This is a genomic window from Paraflavitalea pollutisoli, from assembly GCF_029360705.1.
Classification (GTDB): domain Bacteria; phylum Bacteroidota; class Bacteroidia; order Chitinophagales; family Chitinophagaceae; genus Paraflavitalea; species Paraflavitalea pollutisoli.
Genome location: NZ_JARKMX010000001.1, coordinates 51,773 through 64,444 on the forward strand (window position 1 = coordinate 51,773; position 12,672 = coordinate 64,444).

The window sequence follows — 12,672 nt, forward strand, 5'->3', positions numbered from 1 at the left end:
ATGTTGTGAGTTGGGCTTTTGTGCAGACGGGCTGTGAATCGTGGGAGACGTGCGTATGATCCGACGACGGGTGGATAAGGTTTTGAGTGTTGCAGTATCAATTGTTTCCTAACGATTTTCACCATAAAAACTCCTTGCCATGCAATCAACCATCCAACGTGGTCAATTATTCTGGGCCAGTTGCCTTGCCCTTTTAGTAACGTCTTTGTCTTTTGGTATTCGTGCGGGTATTCTCAATAAACTCGGTGTCGAGTTTCAATTAAATGCTTCCGAACTTGGCGTAATCGCCGCTACCGCGTTCTGGGGCTTCCCATTGGCTGTGATCATCGGCGGTCTCGTTGTAGATGCCATTGGCATGAAACGCCTGCTGATCCTTGCATTTGTCTTTCACCTGGCAGGTATCTTACTCACCATTTTTGCCAGCGGCTACTGGACGCTCTTTCTTTCAACACTTCTTGTTGGTATTGCGAACGGAACTGTTGAAGCTGCCTGTAACCCCCTGGTTACCTCGTTATATCCTGAAAATAAAACGACCAAGCTCAATCACTTCCACCTCTGGTTTCCCGGAGGTATTGTTATTGGTACCCTTATCACGTTCTTCTTCGAAAAAGCCGGCATCAGTTGGCAGATCATGGTAGGAACCATGTTGGTTCCCGCTATCCTTTACGGTCTTATGGCTTTCCGCCTTAAGTTTCCTGTTACCGAGCGGGTGGCAGCTGGTGTGTCTACTGCCGAGATGTACAAATCACTGGGGCAGCCGCTGTTCATTTTCATGATCATCTGTATGTTCGGAACGGCTATCACGGAATTATTTACTGGCCAGTGGATCGATGTGTTACTGAAGAACGTAACCGATAACGCCATTTTAATACTCGCCGTGTCTACCGGTGTGATGGTGGTAGGCCGTGGACTTGCTGAACCGGTGGTGCATCGCTTTTCGCCACAAGGTGTATTGCTGATCTCTTCCGTACTGGCAGCCGCGGGTATCTATTTGCTCGGACATACCACGGGCAATATGGTTTTTGTTGGCGCGCTGGTATTTGGTATGGGTGTTTGTTATTTCTGGCCAACGATGTTGGGTTTTGTGGCGGAGAATATGCCGAAGACCGGTGCCGTAGGACTGAACCTGATGGGTGGGGCCGGCATGTTTGCGGTATCTATCTATATGATGTTCATGGGCGGATACTATGATAAGCTGGTAGCGGAGAAGCTGCCTGCTGGCGCCGACCTCGCTGCTTATACTGCAGCACCTGGTGGGTCCGAAATGGCCATTGCTTTGGGTGAAGCTAAAAAAGCGGCTGGTCCTGGTGTATTGAATGCTACCCTGGTGATCCCAATCATCCTGGTCGTGGCGTTTGCAGGCCTGGTATTCTATATGCGCGGTCGTAAGAAGCCACAGCAATTGGCTGTTGCAGGTGCTTAGTAATTTGTTAATGATTCGTTTTTCATATTCGTGTAGTAACATTTTTTGTACATTCAATTTTTTCGATCCTCATGTCCAACAATCAATCACGCCGGCATGCCCTGAAGAATCTTGTGGCGGGCACCGCAGCCCTCGGTACAGCTGGAATGCTGTCCTCTTTTTCTGCACCTGACGACGAGACTAAATCAACCAAATTGAAAGGAAATATCAATCACTCGGTATGCCGCTGGTGTTATGGCAGCATCCCCCTGGAAGAATTTTGTGCCGCCGCCAAGAAGATGGGTATTGTAGCTATTGACCTAGTGGGTCCCAAAGACTGGCCGGTACTGAAGCAGTATGGCTTATACTCTTCGATGTGCAATGGCGCCGAGATCAATCTCGTCGACGGTTTCAACGACAAGAAGTTTCATGCGCAGCTGATCAAGAACTATACAGAAATGATTCCCCTGGTGGCCCAGGCGGGTTACAAGCAGCTGATCTGCTTCAGCGGTAACCGCCGGGGTATCGATGATGAAACGGGTTGGAAAAATTGTGCCGAAGGCCTGAAGCAACTGATGCCTCTGGCAGAGAAGCATAAAGTGACGCTGGTGATGGAATTGCTGAACAGCAAGGTCAACCACAAAGACTACCAGTGTGATAAGACCAACTGGGGTGCGGAGCTGTGTAAGCGTGTAGGATCGGAGAACTTCAAATTATTGTACGATATCTATCATATGCAGATCGATGAAGGGGATGTGATCGCTACGATCAAAGCCAATCACCAGTATATCTCGCATTACCATACCGGTGGTGTACCGGGCCGTGCAGAGATCGATGAAACGCAAGAGCTTTATTACCCTGCTATCATGAAGGCGATCCTGGCTACCGGCTTTAAAGGGTATGTGGCGCAGGAGTTCATTCCCGCCCGTAAGACCAATGAAGAGCGGTTGGTTTCACTGGAGAAAGCGATCAAGATTTGCGACGTGTAGGAAAGGCAGAGAGGCAACAAGGCACAGAGGCAGCAAGGCAACGAGTAGGAAGAAGGCATGCCATCTATCGATGCTTCGTAAGATAGCTTTTAATAGACCCAGCGTTACCGTAAGGTAGCGCTGGGCTTGTCAATAACGAAGAAACCATATGAGATAATCAATTAAAACGGTAAACTATGGCAGATAATGCTTATGACGCTATCGTGGTGGGAAGCGGCATCAGCGGAGGCTGGGCAGCGAAAGAACTTTGTGAAAAAGGATTGAAGGTTTTGCTGCTGGAACGCGGAAACGATATCGAGCACGTAAAAGGGTATGTAAATGCTAATAAAGATCCCTGGGATTTCCCGCACCGTGGCGGCAAAACCCAGGAAATGATCAAGAACTATCCCGTCCTCAACCGGGACTATCCCTTGAACGAAACGAACCTCGACTACTGGGCCAACGAAAAAGATTGTCCCTATACCGAAACCAAGCGCTTCGACTGGTTCAGGGGTTACCATGTAGGTGGCCGTTCGCTGATGTGGGGGCGTCAAAGCTACCGCTGGAGCGATTTCGACTTTGAAGCCAATGGTAAAGAAGGCATCGCCGTCGACTGGCCCATCCGCTACAATGATATTGCTCCCTGGTACGATTACGTCGAGAAATTTGCCGGCATCAGCGGTAATCGCGATGGTATCCCGCAACTACCCGACGGTCAGTTCATGCCGCCCATGGACCTGAACTGTGTGGAGAAGGATGTAGCAGCCCGCCTGAAAGAACATTATAAAGGTCAGCGCCTGCTGACTATCGGCCGTGTGGCCAATATTACCAAGCCCTTACCCGGCCGTACCAATTGCCAGTACCGCAACAAGTGCTGGTTGGGCTGCCCGTTTGGCGCTTATTTCAGCACACAGTCTTCTACCTTGCCTGCGGCGCGGGCTACGGGCAATCTTACGCTTCGTCCTTTCTCTATTGTTCACAAGATCCTGTACGATAAAGACTCTAAGAAAGCCAAGGGCGTGGAAGTGATGGACGCCGAGACCAACAAGACCGTAGAATATACCGCCAAGGTCGTGTTTTTATGCGCTTCGGCCATGAACAGTACCTGGGTATTGCTCAATTCCGCCACCGATGTGTGGGAAGGTGGCCTGGGCAGCAGCAGCGGCGAGCTCGGCCATAACCTGATGGACCACCACTTCCGTGTGGGTGCATCCGGTACGGTGGAAGGCTATGAAGACAAGTATTATTTCGGACGCCGGCCAACCGGGTTCTATATCCCCCGATTCCGCAACCTGTTTGGTGAAAAGCGGAATTACGTGCGTGGTTTTGGTTACCAGGGCGCTGCCAGCCGCGAAGGCTGGGGCCGTAACGTAGCCGAACTGGGCATTGGTGCCGACCTTAAGAACGCTCTGACTGAACCAGGCAACTGGACCATTGGGATGACGGCCTTTGGCGAAACCCTGCCCTACCACAACAACAAGATCACCCTCAACAAGCAGGTAAAGGATAAATGGGGACTTGCTGTATTGGATATCGACGCCGAGATCGGTGACAATGAAAAGAAGATGCAGGACGATATGGTCAATGACGGTGTTGAAATGCTGGAAGCTGCCGGCGTGAAGAATGTACATGGCTTCCGGGGCGATTATGCGCTGGGCATGGGCATTCATGAAATGGGTACCGCCCGCATGGGCAGAGATGCTAAGACTTCTGTTTTAAATGGTCATAATCAGGTGTGGGATTGTAAGAATGTATTCGTGACGGACGGGGCCTGTATGACTTCGGCTTCCTGCGTGAATCCTTCCCTTACCTATATGGCGCTGACAGCGCGGGCAGTTGACTTTGCTGTCAGTGAACTGAAAAAAGGTAATCTATAATTATCTATAAATTTAATCTATGCCCGGGGATTCATCGAATGTAAACATTAACAACAAGGCGGCTGCCCAAAACACCTATGACGCGATCGTAGTGGGCAGCGGCATCAGTGGCGGCTGGGCCGCCAAGGAGCTCTGTGAAAAAGGCCTCAAAACCATTTTGCTGGAACGTGGACGTGATGTGCGGCATATCACCGATTATACCGACACCAATAAAGATCCATGGGAGCTGCCGCATCACAATAACCTTACGCAGGAAGACCGTGAAAAAAGTCCCATCCAGAGTAAGTGTTATGCTTTTAATGAAGTGTCCAAGAAGTTCTTTGTAGACGATAACGAACATCCTTATAACCAAACCAAGCCTTTTTACTGGATCCGGGGATATCATGTTGGTGGCCGCTCGCTGATGTGGGGCCGCCAAAGCTATCGCTGGAGTGAGATCGACTTTTCGGAAAATGCGAAGGATGGGCACGGCGTAGACTGGCCTATTCGCTATAAGGACCTGGAGCCCTGGTACAGCTATGTCGAAAAGTTTGCCGGCATCAATGGTAACAAAGACGGACTGATCCAGTTGCCCGACGGCGAGTTTCTGCCTGCGATGGAAATGAACTGCGTGGAGAAACACGTAGCAGCGCGGCTCAAAGAAAAACTCAACGGACGCGCCATGATCATGGGCCGTTCTGCCAACCATACCGCGAAAGTAGGCGACCGTGGTCCCTGCCAATACCGCAACCGCTGTCATGAAGGCTGTCCTTTCGGGGGCTATTTCAGCAGCAATTCGGCCACACTGCCAGCTGCTGTGAAAACCGGCAACCTGACACTGCGTCCCTACTCGATCGTATTGGAAGTCATATACGACAAGGATACGAAGAAAGCGAAAGGTGTACGCATCATGGATGCGGAAACCATGAAGACTGAAGAGTATTATGCGAAGATCGTGTTCATCAACGCTTCCACGCTGGGTACTGCTTCTATATTGCTCAACTCCACTTCGGATGCCTTTCCACAAGGCCTGGGTAACTCCAGCGGCCAGGTAGGGCATAACCTGATGGACCACCACTATGGCGTGGGCGCCAACGGGGAGATGGAAGGATTTGATGACAAGTATTTCTTTGGTCGTCGCCCCAATGGTATCTATGTGCCCCGTTTCCGCAATATCAGTCACGACTCTATGCGCAAAGACTATGTGCGTGGCTTTGGCTACCAGGGCGGCGCCAACCGCGGCCGTGGTCGTTCGGGCGATGGCATTGGTGTGGAACTGAAGGAAAGCATGGTGGAACCTGGTGTGTGGACGATGGGCATGGGCTCGTGGGGTGAGCACCTCCCTTACTACGAGAACAAGGTTACGCTCAATAAAGACAAGAAAGATAAATGGGGATTGCCCACGCTGGATATCGACTGTGAGTTCAAGGAGAACGAGATGAAGATGCGTGAGGATATGAAGAATAGTGCCATCGAAATGCTGGAAGTAGCAGGCGCCAAGAACATCAAGTCTTTTGACAATGCGCCACCTCCCGGCTTCTGTATCCATGAAATGGGAACGGCCCGGATGGGTAAAGACCCGAAGACCTCTGTACTGAACAAGTGGAATCAAATGCACGAAGTGCAGAACGTGTTTATCACAGATGGCTCGGCCATGGCCTCATCAGCCTGCCAGAACCCTTCCCTGACTTATATGGCATTGACAGCCCGCGCGGCCGATTTTGCCGTAAGTGAGTTGAAGAAAGGGAATCTGTAATTGTTTTATTATTATCAAGCACTTTTAAAACAAAGTATATGAACAGAAGAGAAGCCGTATCGAGGGTTGCCCTGTTGCTGGGCACCGCGGTGATCGGAGCTGAGTTTTTTCTGTCGGGCTGTAAGGCCAGTGATGACAAGATCACAACTACATTGGACTTTAAGCCGTCTGATGTTGCCTACCTGGACGAGATTGCCGAAACCATCATCCCTACTACCAATACGCCCGGGGCCAAGGCTGCTGGTGTTGGTACGTTCATGACGGTGATGGTGAAGGATTGCTATGATGAGAAGAATCAGAAGATCTTCCTGGAAGGCATGAGCAAGCTGGACGAAGCCTGTCACAAAGCACATGACAAGTCGTTCATGAGCGTGACCCCCGAGCAGCGGAAAGCCTTGCTGATCACACTCGACACTGAGCAGAAGGAATACAATAAGAATAAGAAAAAGGAAGACCCGTCGCATTACTTCTCGCTGATGAAGCAATTGACGCTGCTGGGTTACTTTACCTCGAAGATCGGTGCTACCGAAGCTTTGCGTTACGAAGCTGTTCCCGGCCGTTACGACGGATGTATGCCTTACAAAAAAGGCGACCGTGCCTGGGCCACCTAAAACATGTTTTCTCCTGAAATGTTATAGGCAGCAATCCCCACCGGGGATTGTTGCCGTTTTTTATGCTTTGCTTTTTCTCTAACTAATTCAATTGCCTTTTCACTATGAGCTACAATCGTCGACAATTTATAAAGACCGGTGGTGTTTTTGCGTCTGCCCTGGCATTGGGCGGCACTACAGACCTTTTTGCTGCTTACAAACCACTCAAGCAATTTGGACTGCAGTTGTATACGCTGCGGGACGATCTTCCCAAAGATCCCAAGGGAATATTGAAGCAAGTTGCGGCTTTCGGTTACAAACAGATCGAAGGGTATGAAGGCGGCCAGGGTATCTATTGGGGCATGAGCAATAAGGAATTCAAGAAGTTTGGCGACGACCTGGGTATCACCATGGTCTCCACCCACTGCGATATCAACAAAGACTTTGAAAAGAAAGCGGCTGAAGCCGGAGAGATCGGGATGAAGTACCTGATCTGCCCTTATATCGGCCCTCAAAAGACACTGGACGACTACAAGCGGTATGCCGACAAGTTCAATGCCTGTGGTGATATCTGTAAAAAGAACGGCCTGCGCTTTGCCTACCACAACCACGGTTACACGTTTACCAAGCTGGATGGTGTAATGCCCCAGGACACCCTGATGCAAAATACCAATGCCGACACCGTCGATTTTGAAATGGATATATACTGGGTAGCAACGCCCGGTGAAGATCCGATCGCCTGGTTGAAAAAGTATCCCAAACGCTGGCGCCTGTGCCATGTAAAGGATCGTCAGAAAGGCGCAGACCCCAAAGAGCATGACGCCTCTGTAGACCTGGGCACCGGCTCACTGGATTTTGCGAAGATCCTGAAAGAAGCCAAAAAGCTCAACATGGAGTATTTCATCGTAGAGCAGGAGCGCTATGCGGGCACCACGCCGCTGAAAGCTGCGGAAGTGGATGCTGCTTACATGAAGAAGCTCAGTATCTGATCTTAATAGACTTCATTGGTCGGAGGGTGTACCTTAATTGGTATGCCCTCTTTTTTTCGGTAGTATTGGCGCATTTTCGCTTTTTTATGACCGGTTTTTGCCGGCCGGCCGATCTGTTTGATTGTGTAGTAACTTACGGGAATAATCATGCTTATGAGACAACTACTCCTTTCCGCCTGCATCCTCTTCATCTGCGCCATCACGACGTATGCTCAATCGGCCGACGAAAAGGCGATCCGCCAGATCCTGCACAACCAGACGGAAGCCTGGAACCGGGGCGATCTCGAAGACTTCATGAAAGGATATTGGAACAATGACTCCCTGATGTTCATCGGCAAGAGCGGCGTTACGTATGGTTATCAGAACACACTCAATAATTACAAGAAAGGCTACAACGGCCCCGACCAGATGGGAACCCTGACTTTCAACCTCGTTAAAGTACAGCGACTGAGCGCCGATTATTTCTTTGTAGTGGGCAAATGGCACTTGAAACGCAACGCCGGTGATGTTGGCGGACACTACGACCTCATTTTCCGCAAGATCAAAGGGCAGTGGGTGATCATTTCCGATCACAGCAGTTAGTATCTTCACCGCCTTATGCAGTTAAAGGTCGATTTTGCGTTTCCTCGTTTGAACAGGCAGGTATGGATGGCCGCAACGGGCGTTGTAGTCGTTGTATACCTCCTTGATTTCTTTACGCCCTTTCGGCTCACGAATGATACCGTCCGGTATTTTGCTTTGCTGGAACAACGTTTGGGGACCTGGCCTGCTTCCTTTGGCTCTTCCAACGATTTTCTGCCTTATGGCTATGTTTTCTTTCTGGAAGGATTAGCCCGGCTGCATATCCTGACCCCTTTCACCATAGCTTTATGCCAGTTGCTATACCTGGGCGGCAGCCTGTATTTTATTAAAAAACTCTTTGGTACCTCCATCAACACCTGGCTTTTTGCCTGTCTAACCCTCCTCAACTGGACGACGATCAAGCTGGTAATGACGCCCCTGTCGGAGCTTCAGTTCCTGTTCTTCACCAGTGCAGCCCTTTATTCCTATCACCGGTTCCTGCACAACAAAAGACCGGCTCAACTGGTACTGACCGTGGTGCTTTGTCTGATCGCCTTTGTTACCCGTACGGCCGGCATTGTACTGATCGCCGCGCTGCTATTGTCTTTCCTGGTATCACACCGGCAAGCCCTTACTGGCGGGTTGCGACAACGCCCTTTAATGAGTGGGCTGGTCCTGATCACTTTGCTGGCCGGATTGGCCTTGCTGGTCACCCGACCCAAGTTCATTACCTACCTCGGTTATTTCTGGCGCCCATTGGCAACAGATGGTGGTAGTTTTTTCGCCGGCAACCTGCGCCTGCACGCTATGGACCTTGCGGAACTGTTCATCAATACTCCGTATAGCAAGGTGGCTTGGCTGATTGCTCCCTCCGTGGCGGGTGCGGTCTATTTGGTGACCGGACTGTTGTTTCTTGGCATACTCATCTGGTGCCTGATAAAGCATCGCACCCGAATTCCGCTTTTCATTTCTTTTTACCTGGTGCTCTACCTCCTTTTGATCTTTAACTGGCCCTTTTTCGAAGCCCGGTTCTTTTTCCCCATCCTTCCGTTCATGCTGGCGGTTTACCTGCAGCACCTGGGTCAATCCAGCATCTTCCAGCGCCGACTGGCGGCTGTTTATCTAACCGGCTATGTACTCATGGGCGTGTTTGTCATGGCCTATTACTCCCGCCTGTCGTATGACAGGGATTTCATGAAGCAACGGCATGATGCCGGCATCTGGGAAAAGGAATACGACTACCTGTTCAGCGGCCGGGCTGTAGACGATGGTGTTACGGTCAATCAAAAGGCTTTGTATATTCTCCGGAAGTACAATTGATGGCAGGGGCGCCTGTCGAAGTAAGCAGACATTCTATCCCGGGCAGCTATCCGTGGGGGAATTTCTTTTTCCAGATCCTGATATTCACCCATACCAGTGCAATGAGACTGCCGATCATCCAACAGTAAAAAATGATGTTAGCGAGGTGTATTCCTTTTACCGGCACCATCAGGTCATTGTACATGCCGATGGCAAAGGTCGACATCAGCCACAAGAAGCCGAGGGATATCGTCCAGCCTATTCTTTTCAGAAAATCACGGGGATCGTCTTGTTCGTACGGCATACCTAAAATTACGGAGAATTCCTATTATTGGGGTCTTCAGCGGGCTGCGCAGTGACTAATGAATCAGGAGGTTTTTAAACTCGGTGGAGTCGCCATTGAATACATTGAAATCCACTTTGTACAGAATCCCGTTCACATGCCCCTGTTCGCTGTGTTGCCAGAAATGCCAGTCGCGGTAGATACGGGGTTTCTCTTTTTGCAGGTAATGGGCCACCCAGAGCGGATAGTGGTCAAACTCGTCTTTCAGTATTTGTTTGTAAAAGTCGACGTTGGTATAGATGATTGGTTTTACGCCATAGTAGTTTTCGACCGTCGTCAACCATTCTTTCACACGCTCCCGCAGCTTTTCACCTTTGACGCCGTTGGTTTGCTCTACATCCAATACCGGGGGAAGGTCGCCTGGCTCCAATTGTACGGTAGAAATAAAGTTCTCGGCCTGCGTTTTTCCGTTCTTGGAGGCTATGAAGAAGTGATAAGCGCCGCGCGGTAATCCGGCTTCTTTCGACCTTTTCCAGTTTCGTTTGAACTGGCGGTCCTCGTTGCCATTGCCCTCGGTCGCTTTCATGAAGGCAAAACCGATCTGGACATCTTCCACCTGCATTTCTTTGACGCTTTGCCAGTCGATGGTTTCCTGGTATTTGGAAACGTCGATGCCATGGATGCCGTAATTGGTGGGAATTTCGATGCCGAAGGCTTCGTATTTGATGAAGTGTGCCCGGCGGGCCGACCACCATTCATAGATCTGAAATCCCAACATGACCAGAATGCCGGTGAGGATGAGGGATATCAGTATCTTCCAACCTATATTTCCTTTTTTCTTATCTGCCATACCCGCGGTTGCAAATATAGTCGTCTGCATGTCTTTTATCGCATGATTTGGCGGTTAATATTTATCGTATTGCCGCTGCGTATCCGCAGGTGGTACATACCCCGCGCCAATCCGTACGTGGGTATCTGTATGCGCTCGTCGCGTCCGGAAATCGTCACTTCTTTGTGCAGCACCTGTTGCCCCAGCATGTTGTGCAGGGTGATGGTGAGCCGCTCCAGGCGCGGGTTGCTCAACTCGATCGTCAATAACGAAGGGGCAGGGTTGGGGTATATCTTAAGGTCGTTGACGGCTGTGGGACCGCCTATTTTTTGCGATGTCTTTGTTTTTGACAGTATCCACAACTTAGGGTCGATGATCACCGTATCAACTGCAAAACCCGGGTTGAACCAAAATTCCTGCCCGCTGAACTGGTGATCGACCGTAATGGTTGAATCTTTGCCGGCGCCTCGCAACGTAAGCATCACCGGCATGTTATAAAAAGGAACTGAGGGGTGACTCGTGGTTTGGTTTAGTTTTAAGGTGACCCACTGGTTCATATTCTGCGACCAGTTGAGCTGGTAATTCGGATATCCTTCTCCATATACCCATTGTTTAAAAAAAGTTAGCAGGTCTTTGCCAGACTCCGCTTCGAGATTCCTGCGCAGATCGGCTGTACGGGCAAACCCATATTGCAGGGCAGGATCGCTGAGGTAGCGGCGTACGCCCCGGTAAAAGGTGGAGTCGCCCAATAGATAGCGCAGCATGTACACTACATAGAACCCTTTGTTGTAGCTGAGGCGGTTGCTGAAGATGCGGGATGAATTGGTTGTATCCGCCACATATACAGCACCGTCGGGCGCAGATGTGATGCTGCTGATCATATCGCGCAAGCCGGTGGGTACATAGTTGGGAAAGTTAACCTCGGTAAACAAGTGTTGCGCATAGGTGGCAAATCCTTCATTGAGCCAGATATCGCTCCAACTGGCGCAGGTGATGCGATCGCCAAACCACTGGTGGCCGAGCTCATGCGCTATCAGTGAATGGCCCATACTGCCCATGAAACTATTGGTCTGGTGTTCCATCCCCCCATTAATACCGCATTGGGTATGTCCATATTTTTCGTTGATGAAAGGGTATTCGCCAAATTTCTCATGAAAGATCTTCATGGCATTGATCGTATTCACCTCATTACCCGACAAATAATAGCCCTCCGGATAGAAATAGCTCTTCAAAGGCAGGGTTTTATTCCCCAGGGTTACCGAGCCATTCCAGACCTGATAGTTGGTTACGGCCAGGGCTACGAGGTAGGACGCGATGGGATACCGGTGGCGAAAATAAAAGGTCTTGTTGGCGCCCTGTGTTTCTTCGGCTATGACCAGGCCGTTGGAGGAGGCGGTGTATTGTTGTGGACAGGTGATGCTGATATCGATGGAATCGGCTTTGTCGTCGAGCCCATTTTTACAGGGCCACCACTCTTTGGAACCGAATGGCTCGGAAAGTGTCCAGATAACCGGCACCCCGCTGTGCAGTCTTTGCACGAAGGCCCCGCTGTTGGCTGGATCGGGTACACCCTGGTAGTAAATGCACATGGAGTCGAGGGTACCAGCGCTGATCGCAGCCGGAAAGTTGACGATCAGGCCGTGGCTTTCCGTTTGCTGGAAAGATAGTTTGGTATGGTGATAGACGATACTATCGACTGTAAGTGATTGCCTCAGGTCCCAGGTAATGGTGTTGGTGGCCTGGGTAACCCGGAAATGAGATGTTACATCGCCTGCAATAAACTTTACGCCGGGGTCGACTTTCCAGGCGCAGCGGTAATAGGTGACGTTGAAGTTGGGGGAGGCTACCGTGCTGCTGGTACCGTCTGTGCCCTGCCCGTCGAGCCGGCGCTGAAAGGATCGCTCTTCCGCGGCGGCTATTTGCCGGGTTTCATATTGCTGGGCCTGGGTACTGCCGGCCGTGGCCAGTAATAGTAGTAGGTATATTTTTTTCATAGCACCATTCGCATTGTCCGGGTGGATTAGCATTATACTATATACGAGGTTTGCGTTATCCAGATGCCCCAACAATCCTATTATTTAAACGTTAGTGATTATAAAACATTGTACATTAAGTAAGTGTCATTATTTTTATAATACA

At 50.2% G+C, this 12,672-nt stretch carries 11 protein-coding genes; 8 read left to right on the top strand and 3 right to left on the bottom strand.

Annotation, left to right across the window (positions count from 1 at the left end; all coding sequences use genetic code 11):
- Positions 1-139 precede the first annotated feature (139 nt).
- The 8 genes from P2W70_RS00240 (at position 140) to P2W70_RS00275 (ending at position 9,442) form a co-directional block, all read left to right on the top strand.
- A complete protein-coding gene (locus P2W70_RS00240; RefSeq protein WP_276479401.1) occupies positions 140-1,423 on the top strand; it encodes an MFS transporter in 1,284 nt (427 codons plus the stop codon).
- A 71-nt stretch (positions 1,424-1,494) separates the two neighbouring features.
- Entirely contained in the window at positions 1,495-2,391 is an 897-nt protein-coding gene (locus P2W70_RS00245) for a hydroxypyruvate isomerase family protein (protein ID WP_276479402.1), read from the top strand.
- A gap of 176 nt (positions 2,392-2,567) precedes the next feature.
- Entirely contained in the window at positions 2,568-4,247 is a 1,680-nt protein-coding gene (locus tag P2W70_RS00250) for a GMC oxidoreductase (RefSeq protein WP_276479403.1), read from the top strand.
- 19 nt (positions 4,248-4,266) lie between these two features.
- Positions 4,267-5,982, top strand: a complete 1,716-nt coding sequence (locus P2W70_RS00255) for a GMC oxidoreductase (RefSeq protein ID WP_276479404.1) — start codon at positions 4,267-4,269, stop codon at positions 5,980-5,982.
- 38 nt (positions 5,983-6,020) lie between these two features.
- Positions 6,021-6,593, top strand: a complete 573-nt coding sequence (locus P2W70_RS00260; RefSeq protein WP_276479405.1) for a gluconate 2-dehydrogenase subunit 3 family protein — start codon at positions 6,021-6,023, stop codon at positions 6,591-6,593.
- A 104-nt stretch (positions 6,594-6,697) separates the two neighbouring features.
- The gene (locus P2W70_RS00265; RefSeq protein ID WP_276479406.1) at positions 6,698-7,561 is read left to right on the top strand and encodes a TIM barrel protein; all 864 of its coding nucleotides are present in this window, start codon (positions 6,698-6,700) and stop codon (positions 7,559-7,561) included.
- Between the two features lie 153 nt (positions 7,562-7,714).
- Entirely contained in the window at positions 7,715-8,143 is a 429-nt protein-coding gene (locus P2W70_RS00270; protein WP_276479407.1) for a YybH family protein, read from the top strand.
- A gap of 15 nt (positions 8,144-8,158) precedes the next feature.
- A complete protein-coding gene (locus P2W70_RS00275; RefSeq protein ID WP_276479408.1) occupies positions 8,159-9,442 on the top strand; it encodes a hypothetical protein in 1,284 nt (427 codons plus the stop codon).
- Between the two features lie 46 nt (positions 9,443-9,488).
- Here P2W70_RS00275 and P2W70_RS00280 read toward each other — a convergent pair whose 3' ends face one another.
- From P2W70_RS00280 to P2W70_RS00290, 3 genes are read right to left on the bottom strand one after another with little or no spacing between them, the layout of a single operon-like run.
- Positions 9,489-9,725: a hypothetical protein gene (locus P2W70_RS00280; protein WP_276479409.1), complete on the bottom strand. Its 237-nt coding sequence runs from the start codon at positions 9,723-9,725 to the stop codon at positions 9,489-9,491.
- Positions 9,726-9,780: 55 nt separating this feature from the next.
- A complete protein-coding gene (locus tag P2W70_RS00285; RefSeq protein ID WP_276479410.1) occupies positions 9,781-10,584 on the bottom strand; it encodes a glycoside hydrolase family 25 protein in 804 nt (267 codons plus the stop codon).
- Positions 10,585-10,589: 5 nt separating this feature from the next.
- The gene (locus P2W70_RS00290) at positions 10,590-12,527 is read right to left on the bottom strand and encodes a M1 family metallopeptidase (protein WP_276479411.1); all 1,938 of its coding nucleotides are present in this window, start codon (positions 12,525-12,527) and stop codon (positions 10,590-10,592) included.
- Positions 12,528-12,672 lie beyond the last annotated feature (145 nt).